13 protein-coding genes and 1 tRNA gene are annotated in these 16325 nt (G+C 63.9%); 11 read left to right on the plus strand and 3 right to left on the minus strand.

Annotated elements, in window-relative coordinates; genetic code table 11:
* The first annotated feature begins 209 nt into the window (after positions 1 to 209).
* Complete coding sequence (locus OKW43_RS14120; RefSeq protein WP_429447976.1) at positions 210 to 1316, plus strand: LysR family transcriptional regulator; 1107 nt, start codon at positions 210 to 212, stop codon at positions 1314 to 1316.
* A gap of 127 nt (positions 1317 to 1443) precedes the next feature.
* Here the strand turns inward: OKW43_RS14120 and OKW43_RS14125 are convergent, their stop codons facing one another.
* The 3 genes from OKW43_RS14125 to dprA all read right to left on the minus strand — a co-directional run bounded on the left by OKW43_RS14125 (position 1444) and on the right by dprA (position 6132).
* Positions 1444 to 4113 carry a DNA topoisomerase III gene (locus tag OKW43_RS14125; protein WP_429447978.1) on the minus strand — a complete coding sequence of 890 codons (2670 nt, stop codon included), beginning with the start codon at positions 4111 to 4113 and terminating at the stop codon, positions 1444 to 1446.
* A gap of 310 nt (positions 4114 to 4423) precedes the next feature.
* Positions 4424 to 4801 (minus strand): thioredoxin family protein, encoded by a 378-nt coding sequence (locus OKW43_RS14130; protein WP_187632364.1) that lies wholly within the window; start codon positions 4799 to 4801, stop codon positions 4424 to 4426.
* 101 nt (positions 4802 to 4902) lie between these two features.
* The gene (dprA, locus tag OKW43_RS14135; RefSeq protein WP_429447980.1) at positions 4903 to 6132 is read right to left on the minus strand and encodes a DNA-processing protein DprA; all 1230 of its coding nucleotides are present in this window, start codon (positions 6130 to 6132) and stop codon (positions 4903 to 4905) included.
* A 278-nt stretch (positions 6133 to 6410) separates the two neighbouring features.
* Between dprA and def the strand changes: the two genes are divergently transcribed.
* From def to queC, 10 genes are all read left to right on the plus strand, one after another.
* The gene (def, locus tag OKW43_RS14140) at positions 6411 to 6914 is read left to right on the plus strand and encodes a peptide deformylase (RefSeq protein WP_187632362.1); all 504 of its coding nucleotides are present in this window, start codon (positions 6411 to 6413) and stop codon (positions 6912 to 6914) included.
* 28 nt (positions 6915 to 6942) lie between these two features.
* Complete coding sequence (gene fmt / locus OKW43_RS14145) at positions 6943 to 7938, plus strand: methionyl-tRNA formyltransferase (protein ID WP_429447983.1); 996 nt, start codon at positions 6943 to 6945, stop codon at positions 7936 to 7938.
* A gap of 114 nt (positions 7939 to 8052) precedes the next feature.
* Positions 8053 to 8694: a LysE family translocator gene (locus OKW43_RS14150; protein WP_187632360.1), complete on the plus strand. Its 642-nt coding sequence runs from the start codon at positions 8053 to 8055 to the stop codon at positions 8692 to 8694.
* A 105-nt stretch (positions 8695 to 8799) separates the two neighbouring features.
* Positions 8800 to 9657, plus strand: a complete 858-nt coding sequence (gene htpX / locus OKW43_RS14155) for a zinc metalloprotease HtpX (protein ID WP_187632359.1) — start codon at positions 8800 to 8802, stop codon at positions 9655 to 9657.
* Positions 9658 to 9856: 199 nt separating this feature from the next.
* Positions 9857 to 11296, plus strand: a complete 1440-nt coding sequence (rsmB, locus tag OKW43_RS14160; RefSeq protein ID WP_429447985.1) for a 16S rRNA (cytosine(967)-C(5))-methyltransferase RsmB — start codon at positions 9857 to 9859, stop codon at positions 11294 to 11296.
* Positions 11293 to 11892: a DUF4390 domain-containing protein gene (locus tag OKW43_RS14165; protein ID WP_187632357.1), complete on the plus strand. Its 600-nt coding sequence runs from the start codon at positions 11293 to 11295 to the stop codon at positions 11890 to 11892. The genes rsmB and OKW43_RS14165 overlap by 4 nt, the downstream gene beginning before the upstream one ends.
* On the plus strand, positions 11882 to 14308 hold the full coding sequence (locus tag OKW43_RS14170) for an ATP-binding protein (protein ID WP_429447987.1): 2427 nt from the start codon (positions 11882 to 11884) through the stop codon (positions 14306 to 14308). The genes OKW43_RS14165 and OKW43_RS14170 overlap by 11 nt, the downstream gene beginning before the upstream one ends.
* Entirely contained in the window at positions 14309 to 14998 is a 690-nt protein-coding gene (gene esaR / locus OKW43_RS14175) for a response regulator transcription factor EsaR (protein ID WP_187632355.1), read from the plus strand.
* Positions 14999 to 15093: 95 nt separating this feature from the next.
* Positions 15094 to 15169, plus strand: a tRNA-Phe gene (locus tag OKW43_RS14180).
* Positions 15170 to 15521: 352 nt separating this feature from the next.
* Complete coding sequence (gene queC, locus OKW43_RS14185) at positions 15522 to 16253, plus strand: 7-cyano-7-deazaguanine synthase QueC (RefSeq protein ID WP_429447990.1); 732 nt, start codon at positions 15522 to 15524, stop codon at positions 16251 to 16253.
* Positions 16254 to 16325 lie beyond the last annotated feature (72 nt).

Raw genomic sequence — 16325 nt, forward strand, 5'->3', positions numbered from 1 at the left:
GCAAGCTGCGGCGCAGTAAATTGTTTTGATTTTGGGAATAATAGCTGTTCAGGCCCCGGTTGAATTGACACAGTCGTACCAAAATTGACAATATTTCCCGGTTCGCGGGCAACTTCTGCACGATTTTGCGAGTCGTAGGAGAATTCCAAGTTCGCTTCCACTGGTTTCCACCAATTGTCAGGAAGCAGTAACAAGGCAGGAGTTGTCCTATGGATCATTTGCAGTCGATGCGAGTTTTCGTCAAGGTGGCGGATCTCGGCAGTTTTGCCCGCGCCGCGAGCGCAATGGATATTTCCAACGCGGTCGCCACCCGCCACGTTGCAGACCTCGAGGGCCGTCTTGGTACGCGGCTGCTCAATCGCACGACCCGCAGCTTGTCGCTGACCGAGTCCGGTCAGGTCTATCTCGAGCGCGCCCGTCAAATTCTCGACGAACTGGAAGACGTCGAACAGATGGTGGTCGCGCGCAATCACGAACCCGTCGGCACGCTGCGCATCGTCGCGCCAGTCGTGTTCGGGCTGCATAACCTCGCGCCCGTGCTGCAAACGTACGCGGAGCGCTATCCGAAGGTCATTCCCGACGTCACGCTGGTTGACCGTCAGGTCGATCTCGTCGAGGAAGGTTTCGACGTCGGCGTCGTCATCGCGCGGCAAATGCGCAGCGCGAGCATCGTCACGCGGCGTCTGACCACGGGCTGCATGACCGTCTGCACGACCCCGGCGTATCTGGAAAAGCATGGCACGCCGAGCCGCCCTGAACATCTGCTCGAACATCCGTGCCTGAGCCTGCCGTCCGAATACTGGGGCGACGAGCGCGTGTTCACGGGGCCCGAAGGGGAAGTGCGCGTGCGGCCGTCGAACGTGATCGTCGCGAACAATACGGAAATGCTGCGCCAGTTTGCGCTGCTCGGCATGGGCATCGCGATCCTGCCGAGCTACCTGATCGGCCGCGACATGACGCGCGGCCGGCTCGTGCGTCTGCTCGGCGACTACCGGTTGCCGCAGGTCGAGATCAATATTGCGTACCCGAGCCGCCGTCATCTTCCGGCCAAAGTGCGCACGTTCATCGACCACCTGGTCGAGCATTTCAACCAGACGCCGAACAGCGTGCTCGGCGAACAGTGGATCAAGGACGGTCTCGAACGCCCGGCGACGTCGGCCGCGTTCGAGACAGCCGAGTCGCGCGCGCCGGAAGCGTTCGATGGCGCCGAGCCGCTGTCGCGGCTACTCGATAGCGAGCTGTCGCCAGCCGTGCCAAAGCCGCTGGGGAAGTCGCCCAACCGCAGCACACGGCCAACGGCGTTGTCGCCGCTGTAAGTCTCCGGATGTCAAAGCCCGCGGGGATACGGGCGGCCGATAAAAAAGGCGCGGTCACTTCGAGTGACCGCGCTTTTTTCATGGACACTTGCGGCTGCCACAGCGCGCCGCCGATCCGAAGCCCGGCTTACGAGCCGGTCTTACGCGCGGCAGTTTTCTTCGCGGGCGCCTTCTTGGCCGCCGCGGTCCTGGCGGCGGGCGCCTTCTTCGCCGCCGCCTTTTTTTCCGCTGGCTCGGCCTTCACGGCCACGGCGGTATCGCCTTCGTCCGCTTCCGGCATCGCTTTCGCCGTGGAACGAGCACCCGAAGTCTTGGCCGCCGCGGTTTTCGCCGCCGCCGGTTCCTTCTTCTCGAACTCGAAGCCGATCTTGCCGTCGTTCTGCTTGACGAGGAACGCCTTGAAGTTACGACCCGTGCGCGACGATTTAAAGTTCGTCAGCAGATCGGTGCGACCTTCCTCGAGCAACTTGGACATCTGCTCGCGGGCGATTTCCTGCTGCAGAATCACCTTGCCGGAGCGAAAGTCGCACGTCTTCGGACTCGCCACCGAGTTTTCGCACACGTAACTCATGCCGTGCTCGAACACGCGGCCGTGACACTTTGGACACGCGCCGACCGGCTCCTGATCGGAGAAGTCGGGCGGTTCGCCGTCTTCGCCGGCCGCATCCTGGCCGAAGTCGAACTCGAGCTTATAGTTCTTGATTTCATCGTCGAGCGACAGTTTCAGGATCGCCGAGAACGGCCGACCCATCTTGCTGCGGAAGCCCGACAGCGGCCCGATCGTCTTGTTCTGAAGCAGTTCTTCGACTTCGGCGATCTCGAACTGACGACCGCCCGGAATCTTCGAGATCGAGAACTCGCATTTCGAGCACGCGAAACGCCGGTAGTTTTCCTTCACCTGGCCGCCGCAATTCGGGCAAGGGGTCTGCAACGTCGCGTAATCGCCGGGTATCGTGTCGGAATCGTATTCCTTCGCCCGCTTGACGATGGTCTGCGTCATGCGCGCGATTTCCTGCATGAACGCGTCGCGCGGCAGGTTGCCGCGCTCCATCTGCGAGAGCTTGTATTCCCATTCGCCGGTTAGCTCCGGCGCGGTCAGCTCTTTCACGCCGAGGCCGCGCAGCAGCGTCATCAGCTGGAAGGCTTTGGCGGTCGGAATCAGATCGCGGCCTTCGCGGATCAGGTATTTTTCGGTGAGCAGACCTTCGATGATCGCCGCGCGCGTTGCCGGCGTGCCGAGCCCCTTGGCCGCCATCGCTTCGCGCAATTCGTCGTCTTCGACCAGTTTGCCCGCACCTTCCATCGCCGACAGCAGCGTCGCTTCGTTGTAGCGTGCTGGTGGCTTCGTGACCAATTGATGCGCGGCGATCTTGTCGGTCTTGACCTTTTCGTCTTTCTGCACCGGCACGAGGTTCGCGTCATCGCCGCTGGTTTCGCGGCCGTAGATCTGCAGCCAGCCCGGCTCGACCAGCACCTTGCCTTCGGTCTTGAAGTGATGGCCGACCACCTCGGTGATACGCGTCGTCACACGGAATTCGGCGGCCGGGAAGAACACCGAAAGGAAGCGCTTCACGACGAGGTCGTAGAGCTTCTGTTCGGGTTCGGACAGATTCTTCGGCGCCTGCAGCGTCGGGATGATTGCGAAGTGGTCGCTGATCTTCGAATTGTCGAAGATGCGCTTGTTCGGTTTCACCCAGCCCTTATCGAGCGCCTGCTTCGCGAACGGCAGGTAGTTGTTGCTCTCCTTGAGCATCCCGAGCGTCTGCTTGACCGTGTCCAGATAGTCTTCCGGCAGCGCGCGCGCGTCGGTTCGCGGATAGGTCAGCACCTTGTGCTTTTCGTACAGCGCCTGAGCGAGACCCAGCGTGTTCTTCGCCGAAAAGCCGAAGCGGCCGTTGGCTTCACGCTGCAGACTGGTCAGGTCGAAGAGCGCGGGCGACAGCTGCGTTGACGGTTTCGACTCCTCGGTCACCGTGCCCAACTGACCGCGGCAAGCCGCGACGATCGTCTCTGCCGCTGGCAACGCCCAGAGGCGCGAATCGCGCTTCTCCGGATCGAACTCGTCGCGCTTGAATTTCGGATCGAACCAGCGGCCTTCGTAGAAGCCGCCCGCGCAGACGAACTCCGCCTTCACTTCCCAGTAATCGCGCGGCACGAAGCGTCGAATCTTCTCTTCGCGCTCGACGACGATCGACAGCGTCGGCGTCTGCACGCGCCCGACCGTGGTCAGGAAGAAGCCGCCGCCCTTGCTGTTGAAGGCGGTCATCGCGCGCGTGCCATTGATGCCGACGAGCCAGTCCGCCTCCGAGCGGCACCGCGCCGCATCGGCGAGCGGCTGCATCTCTTCGTCGCTGCGCAGACGCGCGAAACCGTCGCGGATCGCGCCGGCCGTCATCGACTGCAGCCACAGCCGCTGCACCGGCTGTTTGGCTTTCGCGTGCTGCGCGATCAGGCGGAAAATCAGCTCGCCCTCGCGTCCCGCGTCGCATGCGTTGATCAGACGGTCGATGTCCTTGCGCTTCAACAGCCGGGTCAGCAACTTCAGACGCGACTCGCTCTTCGCGATCGGATTCAGATCGAAATGCGGAGGAATGACGGGCAGATTGGCAAAGCTCCACTTGCCGCGCTTGACTTCGTATTCGTCGGGCGCGGCAATTTCCAGCAGGTGGCCCACTGCCGATGAAAGCACGTAGTCGTCGCTTTCATAGTACTCGTCATGCTTGGTAAAGCCGCCCAAAGCGCGCGCGATGTCGTTCGCGACAGAAGGCTTTTCGGCGATGATCAGTGCTTTGGACATGACTCGATGTGAGGTTGGAAGATGCGGGTGGGTGGTCTTGAGCGCCAACATGGCGCGCGGCGCTCGCTTGAGACCTTGTTCGACCCAATAACGACCGCTTTATAGCACAAGGCGAGAACCGAACGTGCCCGGTGCCATAAAAGCGCGCCAACATAATTGCGCGTCCAGCGGTTGATCAACTGCGGCAAACGCCGCGTGCGGACAGCGATGCCAGCGGTGAAGCTGCCCCAAAAATTGTCGGCGACGGCCCGTGCCGCAAGCCGCGCGTCGGGAGGCTTTCGGTTTGGCCAGGCGGCGCGCAGGGCCGCCTTCAGGCGACCGCCAGCGCCGGCCGCAGCTTCGGCGCGCCGGTCACACCGGGCAGCGCGGTCAGATCCGACAGCATCCGCTCGACGATCGACACCTGCGGCAAAACCGTACCGAAGAAACGTGTCGTCACCGAGTCTTCGATCAGGACGGTCGGGAAATTCTCGACATCCAGGTCGTCGAAGCGATCCGCATGAGTTTCGATGTCGATCCATGCGAAACAGACTTCCGGGTGCCGCTCGGCCAGCCGGTTGAAAGCGTCCCGGTACTCGCGACACGTTCCGCACCACTCCGCGCACAGGCATGCAACGAACAATGTGTCGGGTTCGTTGACGCGCTCGGCGATCCGGTCCTGGTCGGTGTCGAGGTTCAGCGCGGGCATGAAGTGGTTTCCTTGTGTACTTTGTCGGGTGCTTTGGCGCGAATGTAGCATGGCCGATCGCGAAGAGTGGCCAATCTGCGTTGATGCCGGTCAGTCTCGGCTCAGTCATGATGGGCTCGCATGAAGCGACCGCCGGGCAGTAGCGTGACCTCGCCGGCTAGTTCGAGTCGAAGCAAGGTGGCGTGCAGGGCAGCATCCTCCATCTCGGTGCGGGCGGCGAGAATTTCAAGCGTTGTCGGCGAATGGCCGAGCGCGGCGAGCAGACGCTGGGCGTCGGAGGCGAGCGCAGGCTGCGGGGCCGGTCCGGACGGTGGCGAGTCGGCGAAGGCGGCGCTCGTAGCTTGAGGAGCCTTCCCATCCGACGAAGCGCACAAACCCGTATGCTGCAGCGGCACAGCACGCTTCGCCGCGCGTCCCGCGGTGCGCGCCGGCCGCGGGGCAAAACCTAGTTCCTCCAGCACCTCGTCAGGCGTTTCCACGAGCCGCGCCCCCTGCTTGATCATCCGATGACAGCCGCGCGACAACGGCGCGTGAATCGATCCGGGCAATGCGAACACGTCGCGCCCCATCTCGTTGGCGAGCCGCGCGGTAATCAGCGAGCCGGAGCGCATAGCCGCCTCGATGATCACGACCCCGCTGACCAGCCCGGCGATCAGCCGATTGCGCTGTGGGAAATTGGCGGCGCGCGCCGGCGTGCCGAGCGGCCACTCCGACAGGATCGCGCCTTGCGCCGCGATCTGCCGCGCGAGCGCATGATGCGCGGCCGGATACACCAGATCCGCGCCGGTGCCGACCACCGCGACCGTCCCGCCGACGCCTTCCAGCCCGCCCCGATGCGCGGCGCCATCGATGCCGAGCGCGAGCCCTGACACGACCGTCACGCCCGCCGCCGACAGGTCGCGCCCGAATCGCCGCGCATCCTCGATGCCCTGCGGGGTCGCGCTGCGGCTGCCCACCAGCGCGACGGCTCGCGTATGCAGCAGATCGAGCCGGCCCTTTATATATAGAAGCGGCGGTGGATCCGGCATCGTCAACAGCGTGGGCGGATACGCGGGATCGTCGAGCGTGACGATCTGGTTGCCCGGCAGATCGCGCCATGCGAGCACCGCATCGAGCTCACCGTCGAACGCGGGACCCGGCGGCGTCAGCACCGCGCGCGCCGCAGCTTCGCCGGCGACCTCGGCGAGCGCCTCCCGCGACTGCGTGAAAATCGCTTCCGGCAGCCCGAATGCGCGAAGCAACAGGCGCAACGCCGCCGGTTTGAGGCCCGGCGCAATCGACAACCGCAGCCAGGCGGCCAGTTCGATACGGGTTGCGGACAAGGTCTGCATGCGGGTTGCTCCTCTGGCGGGGCCTGCGGGCAGGCGGGCGCCATGCTAAAATTTTCATCATCCGAAATAAAACCGCGGAAATAAAACGGCAATGAGCCACGAATAACCGCGGCGCCGCGCTGACCGGCGCGGGTTCGTCGTGGGGCGCACGAGGCGTGTTGAATCGAACCGGTTCGACATCATCTATCCTCTGCGTATTACGTCGGGCTCACAACCTGGCCGAATGGCCAACGCGAGCCTTCCAACCGTTGGCGGCGTCTCAAATCACACTCGAAATCATGGCTTTACTGAGCATCCTCAATTACCCGGACAAACGGCTGCACAAGGTGGCCAAGCCAGTCGCGGAGGTCAACGACCGTATCCGCCGTCTCGTCGCGGACATGGCCGAAACGATGTACGCGGCGCCCGGCGTCGGCCTCGCCGCCACCCAGGTGGACGTGCACGAGCGCGTCATCGTGATCGACGTGTCGGAGACGCACGGCGAACTGCTCGCATTCATCAACCCTGAAATCGTCTGGTCGAGCGATGCGAGGAAGCTGTCGGAGGAGGGCTGCCTGTCGGTGCCCGGGATCTACGACAACGTCGAGCGTGCCGAGAAAGTGCGCGTGCGCGCGCTGAACGAGAAGGGCGAAACGTTCGAGCTCGATTGCGAGGGGCTTCTCGCCGTGTGCATCCAGCACGAGATGGATCATCTGATTGGCCGCGTGTTCGTCGAATATCTGTCGCCGCTGAAGCAAACGCGCATCAAGAGCAAGATGAAGAAGCTCGCCCACGCGATGTAACCCGCTTTCACTTGCCTTCCGCCCATTCATGAGTCATTCGTTGCGCGTCATCTTTGCCGGTACGCCGGAATTCGCCGCGGCCGCGCTGGCCGCGATTCATCGCGCCGGGTTTGCCGTGCCGCTCGTGTTGACGCAGCCGGACCGGCCCGCGGGACGCGGCATGAAGCTGCAGGCGAGTCCGGTCAAGCGCTACGCGCAGGAACATGGCCTCGCGGTCGCGCAGCCCACGTCGCTGCGCCGCGCCGGCAGATATCCGCAGGAAGCCGCCGCCGGCATCGAGCAATTGCGCGCGACACCACACGACGTGATGGTCGTCGCCGCCTACGGGCTGATCCTGCCGCAGGAGGTGCTCGACATTCCGCGCTTCGGCTGCATCAACATTCACGCGTCGCTGCTGCCGCGCTGGCGCGGCGCGGCGCCGATTCATCGCGCGATCGAGGCGGGTGACGCGCAAACCGGCATCACGCTGATGCAGATGGATGCCGGCCTCGATACCGGCGCGATGATTTCCGAAGTGCGCACCCCCATCTCCGTCGACGACACCACCGCCACGCTGCACGATCGTCTCGCCGGGTACGGCGCGCAGCTGATCGTCGATGCGCTGATCGAGCTCGAGCACAGCGGCAAGCTGACGTCGACCCCGCAGCCGACCGACGGCGTGACCTACGCGGAGAAAATCGCCAAACACGAAGCGGCACTCGACTGGCGCCGCCCGGCCGAGGCGCTTGGGCGGCAGGTGCGCGCGTTCGACCCATTCCCCGGCGGCGCCGGCACGCTCGAAGACGGCAGCACCATCAAGATCTGGGCCGCCACCACCGTGGCCTCGCTGGCGTCTGACAGCAACAAGGCGCCGGGCACCATCACCGAGGTTTCGCCCGACGGCGTGCTGGTCGCTTGCGGCGAAGGCGCACTGCGTCTGACGCAATTGCAGAAGCCCGGCGGCAAGCGCCTGCCGGTGCGCGAATTCCTGGCCGGCTCGCCGCTCGTCGCAGGCCAGCGCTTCCAGCTTCTCGATGCGAAATAAGCGCATCGCGCACGCCAGGACATCGTCCATTCGGACGATGTCCTTCGCACCCGCCGCGAGTGCGCCGCGCGTTAGAATCCTCCATGCAGCAGACCAGTTCCGAGGGTTCATCACATGTTCGGCATCGTTCATTTCGAGTTTTTCATCGTCGCGGTTTTTCTCCTGAACATCACGCCGGGGCCGGATACCGCCTATATCGTTGGGCGCAGCGTCGCCCAAGGCCGCGGCGCGGGGCTGATGTCGGCGCTCGGTATTTCGGCGGGCTGCTGCATTCACTCGCTCGCCTGCGCGTTCGGGCTGACCGCGCTGCTGGCCGCCTCGGCTACGGCGTTCACCATCGTCAAATTCGTCGGCGCAATTTATCTGATCTATCTGGGCGTGCGCCTGATCTTCACGAAACCGGCCGCAGATGCGCCCGCCGGCGACGCGCGTGTGCCGTCCACGCCGAAATCGCTGCGGCAGTTGTTCCGGCAAGGCTTCTGGACCAACGTGCTGAACCCGAAGGTCGTGCTGTTCTTCGTGTCGTTCTTCCCGCAATTCGTCGCGACGAGCAGCGAACACAAGACCTTCGCGTTTCTCACGCTCGGCGCGGTTTTCGTGCTGATGAGCATGGTCTGGAACAGCTTCGTCGCATGGATCGCGGGCAGCGTCACGCAGCGTTTCTCGGGCAAACCCACAGTCAAGCGCTGGCTCGATCGCGGCGTCGGCAGCGCGTTCGTCGGCTTGGGGATCAAACTCGCGACCGCCTCTCGGTAATTGAATTTTCCCGCATCGCCCATATCTAACATTTCGCTTACGATCTGACGCCGCAATCGCGCGGCACGGAGATGAAGGCCACGCTCGGGGCAAGGAGTTGCAGACATGTTTAATTGGGTGAAAACCGCGATGTTGATGGCCGCGATCACGGCCCTTTTCATCGTGATCGGCGGGATGATCGGCGGGTCGCGCGGCATGATGATCGCGCTCGTGATCGCCCTTGGGATGAATTTCTTCTCGTACTGGTTCTCCGACAAAATGGTCCTGCGCATGTACAACGCGCAGGAAGTCGACGAAAACAGCGCGCCGCAGTTCTATCGGATGGTGCGCGATCTCGCCACGCGCGCGAACCTGCCGATGCCGCGCGTCTACCTGATCAACGAAGACGCGCCGAACGCGTTCGCCACTGGCCGCAATCCGGAGAACGCCGCGGTCGCGGCGACCACCGGCATTCTTCGCGTGTTGTCCGAGCGTGAAATGCGCGGTGTGATGGCGCACGAACTCGCGCACGTGAAGCATCGCGACATTCTGATCTCGACGATTTCGGCGACCATGGCCGGCGCGATTTCAGCGTTGGCGAACTTCGCGATGTTCTTCGGCGGCCGCGACGAAAACGGTCGTCCCGCGAACCCCATCGCGAGCATCGCGGTTGCGCTGCTCGCCCCGATTGCGGGCGCGTTGATCCAGATGGCGATTTCGCGTGCGCGCGAATTCGAAGCCGACCGTGGCGGCGCGCAGATTTCGGGCGACCCGCAAGCACTGGCGTCGGCGCTCGACAAGATCCATCGCTATGCGAGCGGCATTCCGTTCCCGACGGCCGAGGCGCATCCGGCCACCGCGCAGATGATGATCATGAATCCGCTGTCGGGCGGCGGCATCGCGAGTCTGTTTTCGACGCACCCGGCGACCGAGGAACGCATCGCGCGTCTGATGGAAATGGCGCGCACCGGCCGTTTCGACTGAGGCGCCGCGTCGCTCGGCGCGTCAAGCCTGAAATACTGAAGAGCGGGCCCGCGAGGCCCGTTTTTTTTTGCTTCTTTCGTCGCCACTGCGCGACAGCATCTGCGGCCACCGCCCACGCACGGCGGCGCCCCATCGGCGCCACGCTACAATGTGCGCTGATTGCGCCGCGCGCACCGTGCGGCTTGCCCTTGCTCCCTTCATGACTTCAAAGCCTTCTTCGCGTTCTGCTTCCTCGTTGGCGCGTTCACGCGAATCCCATTTGTCGACGCTGCATCTGTCGCCCGAATCGCTCGGGTTTGCGCTCGACTGCGCCGCCCAGGCCGTCGGCGTCGTGCGTCTCGGCGCGGCTCTGCCCGCGGCGCTGCAAAGCGTCTTCGTGGCGGTGCCCGAGGGCAACGCCGCGGCGGCGCGCGGCGCGGTGCAGGACATCGCCTATCGCACGATGCGCCGTCTCGCGACCGCCGAGTGGCTGATTGCGAAGCTCGTGAAGAAAGCGCCCCCGCCGCACGTCGCGCATGTGCTCGCGTGCGCGCTCGCACTGCTCGTCGACGACGAAGCGAGCGCCGCCTACACACCGTTCACGGTCGTCGACCAGGCGGTCAGCGTGATCGGCGCGCGCCAGCATTTCGCGTTTGCGAAGGGACTCGTCAACGCGGTGCTGCGTAACTTTTTGCGCGAGCGCGATGCGCTGCTCGCCGCCGTGCAAGCCGACGAAGTGGCGCGCTGGAACTATCCGGCCTGGTGGATCGACTCGGTGAAGCGCGCATGGCCCGAGGCGTGGCAATCGGTGCTGGCCGCCGGCAACACGCAAGGTCCGCTGACGTTACGCGTGAACGCGCGCCATTCGACGGTCGATGCCTATCTGCAAGAGCTGCAACGCCAGCAGATCGCCGCAAGCAAGGCTGGCGAGTACGCGGTCACGCTTGCGACGCCAATGCCGGTCGAGCGCATTCCGGGCTTCAGCGAAGGTGTCGTGTCCGTACAGGACGCAGGGGCGCAACTCGCCGCGCGATTGCTCGGCGTGCGTGACGGCATGCGCGTGCTCGACGCGTGCGCGGCGCCCGGCGGCAAGACCGGCCATCTGCTCGAACTCGCGAATATTCAACTGGTCGCGCTCGAAAGCGATGCGTCGCGCGCCCGCCGCATCGGCGAAAACCTGCGGCGTCTGAAGCTCGAAGCGGAAGTGCGCATCGGCGACGCGGGCAACCCCGCCCAATGGCAAGACGACCTCGACCAGCCATTCGAGCGCATCCTCGCCGACGTGCCGTGCTCGGCGTCGGGCATCGTGCGGCGTCATCCGGATATTCGCTGGCTGCGTCGCCAGTCCGATATCGCCGCGCTCGTCGCCGAACAGCGCCGCATTCTCGACGCGCTGTGGCCGCTCGTGAAATCAGGCGGCGAGTTGCTTTATGTTACCTGTTCGATCTTCCCCGAAGAGGGCGAGTTGCAGGCACAGTGGTTTGGAAACCAGCATCAGGATGCGGTACGATTGGACGCGCCGGGGCAGCTTTTACCCTCAGTTGCCCGCGCGCCCGCCGACCCATCGGCCGGTTCTCATGCTGGACGACCCGCTGAATTCAGCGCCGGCACGAACTCAGACCACGACGGATTTTTCTACGCGCGCTTTCAGAAACGGTGACCATAAAACGCTTCTTCCCGCTTCGGCTCGCTGCCGTGCTCTGGATCGCGCTGGCCGTCTGGCTTGCAGCGCCGGGTGCGGCGCACGCTGACTCGATCGCGGTGCAGCGGGCGTCGCTGCAGGCCGACAACGGCGGCTGGAGTCTCGACGCGCATTTCGAATTCGAGCTGAACAACAATCTCGAAGACGCGGTCAACAAAGGCATTCCGCTTTATTTCACGACCGATTTCGAACTGAGCCGGCCGCGCTGGTACTGGTTCGACGAGCAGCCGGTCAGCGTGTCGCAAAGTTTGCGGCTGTCGTTCCAGCCGCTCACGCGCGAATATCGCGTGTCGAGCGTGCAGTCGGGCGGCTTGCAGCTCGGCTTTTCCACGCTCAAGGATGCGCTCGCGGTCATCAAGCACGTGACCTCGTGGCACGTGATCGACCGCAATCAGGTACGTGTCGGTGAAACCTATAACGCGTCGGTGCGCATGCAGCTCGACATTGGGCTCATGCCCAAGCCGTTCCAGATCGACGCCGTGAACAACCGCGACTGGAACCTCGCCTCCGATTGGAAGCGCTTCACTTTCACGGCGGCCGATCATGCTAAATAAAGTGCGCTCCTCGTCCACCAGCGTCAGCAGCATCGTCGTGCGCGTGCTGGTGTCGACGGTCGCGGTGACGGCCGTGCTGCTGCTCGTGCTGCTGGCCGCGGCGAGCGCGAACACCGAATTCTTCGACCGCTACTACCAGTGGCTGTACGCGGCCAACGTCGCGGTCGCGATGATCTTTCTGCTGGTGGTGGCGACGCTCGTCGTCATCATTATCGTGCGATTACGCACGGGTAAATTCGGCACACGGCTGCTCGCGAAGCTCGCGTTCTTCATGGCGCTGGTCGGTGTGGTGCCGGGCGGCATCATCTACATCGTGTCGTATCAGTTCGTGTCGCGCAGCATCGAGTCGTGGTTCGACGTGAACGTCGAAACCGCGCTCGCGTCCGGCCTCAATCTCGGGCGCGGCATGCTCGACGCGTCGCTGTCCGATCTGCAGACGAAGGCGCGCCTGATGTCCGAGCAACTCGCGAGCGCGGACGCCGCCGGCACCACGCTGACGCTGCTGCGTCTGCGTGACCAGTTCGGCGTGCAGGACGCGACGATCGTGGAGCCGACCCGCAGCATGTCGGGCGCGACGCCCGACATGCACGTGGTCGCGCAGGCATCCGGCAACTACGCGATACTGCTGCCGAGCGATCTGCCGACACCGCTGATGATCGAGCAGGCGCGCGGCCACGGCTATGCGGCGATCGAGGGCGAAGTGGACGGCGATGCGCACGCGCAAGGCAGCAAAGGCGTGCTGCGTCTGCGTGTGGTGCAGCGTATTCCCGATGCCAACGCGTCGCTATTGCAGCCCGCCGAGCGCTTCTTGCAACTGACGCAGCCGGTGTCGACGACACTCGCGCGCAATGCCGATTCGGTGCAGCGCGCGTATCGCGAGTATCAGGAGAAGGCGCTCGGCCGCACCGGCTTGCGCAAGATGTACATCGGCACGCTGACGCTGTCGCTGTTTCTCGCGACTTTCATCGCGATGATGCTCGCGCTCGCGCTCGGCAACCAGCTCGCGCGGCCGCTATTCCTGCTCGCGCAGGGCACCAAGGAAATTACCGAGGGCGACTACACGCCGAAGCGCGAGATCAAGTCGCGCGACGAACTCGGTTTCCTCACGCAGTCGTTCAACGCGATGACGCGGCAGTTGTCGGAAGCGCGCGGGGCGGTCGAGAAAAATCGTATCGCGCTCGAGCATTCGAAGGCGTATCTCGAGAGCATCCTCGCGAACCTGACCGCGGGTGTGTTCGTGTTCGACCGGCAGTTCCGGCTGACCACCGCGAATCGCGGCGCCGAGCGGATTTTCCGTCAGCCGTTCCAGACGGTGCTCGGTTCGTCGCTGGATCAGATCGGCGTGCTGGGCGAATTCGGCGCAATGGTGCGCAAGCCATTCGCCGACCGGGAAGCGGCGAGCGAAGACGGCCGTGACGACAACGGCCATTGGCAGCAGCAGTTCTCGGTGCCGGTGCCCGGCGAAACCGAGCCGCTCACGCTGCTCGTGCGCGGCGCGCGCCTCGTCGCGGCGAACGAGCGCGACGCGCAAGGCTTGCAAACCTCGGGCTACGTGATCGTGTTCGACGACATCTCCGACGTGATCTCCGCGCAGCGTTCGATCGCATGGGGCGAAGTCGCACGGCGCCTCGCGCACGAGATCAAAAATCCGCTCACGCCGATTCAACTCTCGGCCGAGCGTTTGCAGATGAAACTCGCCGACAAGCTCGCGCCGTCGGATGCGGACGTGTTGAAGCGCGGCGCGACGACGATCGTCAATCAGGTCGCCGCGATGAAGCAGATGGTCGACGATTTCCGCGACTACGCGCGTACACCGCCCGCGGTGCTCGCGCATCTGCAATTGAATGATCTGGTCAGCGAGGTGCTCACGCTGTACGGTATCGAGGAAGGCAAGGGCGCGATCCAGGTCGAACTCGCGGCCTTGCCTGCGATACGCGGCGACGCAACGCAGTTGCGTCAGGTGATCCACAACCTGCTGCAGAACGCGCAGGACGCGGTCGCCGAAGTCGCGCATCCGCGTGTTTTGCTCGAGACGAGGACAGTAGAATATGGAGACCCCGATGCGCAAGGCAAGGCACGCGTAGCGGTACGTCTGACAGTGTCGGATAACGGACCAGGCTTTCCCGCGCGTATCCTCACGCGCGCGTTTGAGCCGTACGTGACGACTAAGGCCAAAGGTACGGGTCTGGGACTTGCGATGGTGAAGAAGATCGTCGACGAACATGGCGCGCGCATCGACATTCGCAATCGCATGAAGGCCGGCGATGTGATCGAAGGCGCGCAGATTTCGATTCTCTTCCTTCAACTGGCGGACGACCTCGCGCAGCCGGGCGCACCTGGTTCGGGTGCGCATCCGGCGCGCGCTGGCGCGTCGCAGGGAACGACAAAAGCAACAGTGCAGACAAGGGCAGCGTAAATGGCAACCATCCTGGTGGTAGATGATGAAATGGGCATCCGGGAATTGCTCTCGGAGATCCTGAGCGACGAGGGACACGTCGTGGAGGCCGCGGAAAACGCGCAGGAGGCGCGCGAGTTCCGTTTGCGTCAGGCGCCCGACCTGGTGCTGCTCGACATCTGGATGCCGGACACCGACGGCGTGACGTTGCTCAAGGAATGGGCCGCGCAAGGTCAATTGACGATGCCCGTCATCATGATGTCCGGTCACGCGACGATCGACACCGCGGTCGAAGCCACCAAGATCGGCGCGCTCAATTTCCTCGAAAAGCCGATCGCGCTGCAGAAGCTGCTAAAGGCGGTCGAACAGGGACTCGCGCGCGGCAATTCGGCGGCCGTGCCTGGCGGCGTGGCCGCGAAGCCGGCGTTGCCGGTTAGCGCGTCGTCGGTCGCGTCATCGGCCGCGTTGCCGATACTGTCGTCCGATGGCGTCAGCGGCGGCGCGCTCGCCGCGCAAACCGCATCGATCTCGTTCGACATTCCGCTGCGCGATGCGCGCGACGCGTTCGAGCGCGCGTACTTCGAATATCACCTCGCGCGCGAGAACGGCAGCATGACGCGCGTCGCGGAGAAGACCGGTCTCGAACGCACGCATCTTTATCGAAAGCTGAAGCAACTCGGCGTCGATCTCGGCAAGAACAAGGGAGAGTGAGCTCCACGTGTTGCATGCGAACGCCGGCCCGACAGGGTTTTCCATGAAAGGGCTTGCTGAACTGCGGATCGCTTGATATAGTTTCGTTCTTCGTTGGCCCGGTAGCTCAGTTGGTAGAGCAGCGGATTGAAAATCCGCGTGTCGGTGGTTCGATTCCGCCCCAGGCCACCAGGATTTAGCCCCAGGAAATCGCAAGATTCTTGGGGCTTTTCCGTTTGGCGGGCAAGTCGTTACTTCGGCTTGTCATGCAGTTAGAGCCGCGCGTGTGGGACAGCTGGCGCCGGTGAGATTCGGTGTCGCGTGATAAAATCGCGCCAGTTCAAGGACTTGCATGCAGGCGTCGCACCGAAGCGCCCAATCTTTCGCCCGACGATCGGCGGTATAAGCGCCCAGCCACGTTCACGCGCAACGCGCGACCTATACTGCTTTGGGCCGGCACAATGCCGGCACACGTCGCGCCGCGTTGCTCGTGTGGCGCACCTCGCGCAGCGCGACGTGGCACTCTCATTCACGGAGTATCACGGTGATCCGCAAAGACGCTAAGCGTAGCGCGCTCGTGCTGTTTTCCGGCGGCCAGGATTCCGCCACGTGTCTCGCTTGGGCGCTCGATCGTTACGACACGGTCGAAACGATCGGCTTCGATTATGGACAGCGGCATCGCGTCGAGCTTGAATGCCGCGAGGGGTTTCGTCAGGCCGTCGTCCGTGCGTTTCCGGCGTGGGCCGATCGTCTCCGCGACGATCACATGATCGACCTGTCGCTGCTCGGCGCTATCAGCGACACCGCGATGACGCGCGAGATCGAGATCGAAGCGACGACCAGTGGTTTGCCGAACACGTTCGTACCGGGCCGCAATCTGATGTTCATGACGTTCGCCGCGGCCATCGCGTATCGGCGCGGTTTGCAGGTGCTGGTCGGTGGCATGTGCGAGACGGACTTCTCGGGCTACCCCGATTGCCGCGACGACACGATGAAGGCGCTGCAGGTCGCGCTGAATCTGGGCATGGACACGCGCTTCGCGCTCGAGACGCCGCTGATGTGGCTCGACAAGGCCGACACGTGGCGCCTCGCGCACGAACTCGGCGGCGAGGAGCTGGTTGAACTGGTGCGCGTCGAAACGCATACCTGCTACGTCGGCGAACGCGCCGAGTTGCACTCATGGGGCTTTGGCTGCGGCGAATGCCCGGCATGCCGGTTGCGCAAACGTGGCTATGAGGCTTACCTCGCCGGCGATAAAGTGACCGAGCCGGTGTGACGGTTCGCGCGAGAGCGCGCATCATCCGCTAGTCGCGCATCATTGATTCAGGAACACAGGACAGAAAGCAGC

Origin of the sequence: Paraburkholderia sp. WC7.3g, from assembly GCF_050436345.1 — a bacterium.
In the GTDB taxonomy this organism is placed as follows: domain Bacteria; phylum Pseudomonadota; class Gammaproteobacteria; order Burkholderiales; family Burkholderiaceae; genus Paraburkholderia; species Paraburkholderia podalyriae.

Excerpts from the sequence above, each read along its gene's own strand:
- OKW43_RS14120 (WP_429447976.1), top strand. The coding sequence starts at position 210 with ATGGATCATTTGCAGTCGATGCGAGTTTTCGTCAAGGTGGCGGATCTC.
- OKW43_RS14125 (WP_429447978.1), bottom strand. The coding sequence starts at position 4,113 with ATGTCCAAAGCACTGATCATCGCCGAAAAGCCTTCTGTCGCGAACGAC.
- OKW43_RS14130 (WP_187632364.1), bottom strand. The coding sequence starts at position 4,801 with ATGCCCGCGCTGAACCTCGACACCGACCAGGACCGGATCGCCGAGCGC.
- dprA (WP_429447980.1), bottom strand. The coding sequence starts at position 6,132 with ATGCAGACCTTGTCCGCAACCCGTATCGAACTGGCCGCCTGGCTGCGG.
- def (WP_187632362.1), top strand. The coding sequence starts at position 6,411 with ATGGCTTTACTGAGCATCCTCAATTACCCGGACAAACGGCTGCACAAG.
- fmt (WP_429447983.1), top strand. The coding sequence starts at position 6,943 with ATGAGTCATTCGTTGCGCGTCATCTTTGCCGGTACGCCGGAATTCGCC.
- OKW43_RS14150 (WP_187632360.1), top strand. The coding sequence starts at position 8,053 with ATGTTCGGCATCGTTCATTTCGAGTTTTTCATCGTCGCGGTTTTTCTC.
- htpX (WP_187632359.1), top strand. The coding sequence starts at position 8,800 with ATGTTTAATTGGGTGAAAACCGCGATGTTGATGGCCGCGATCACGGCC.
- rsmB (WP_429447985.1), top strand. The coding sequence starts at position 9,857 with ATGACTTCAAAGCCTTCTTCGCGTTCTGCTTCCTCGTTGGCGCGTTCA.
- OKW43_RS14170 (WP_429447987.1), top strand. The coding sequence starts at position 11,882 with ATGCTAAATAAAGTGCGCTCCTCGTCCACCAGCGTCAGCAGCATCGTC.
- esaR (WP_187632355.1), top strand. The coding sequence starts at position 14,309 with ATGGCAACCATCCTGGTGGTAGATGATGAAATGGGCATCCGGGAATTG.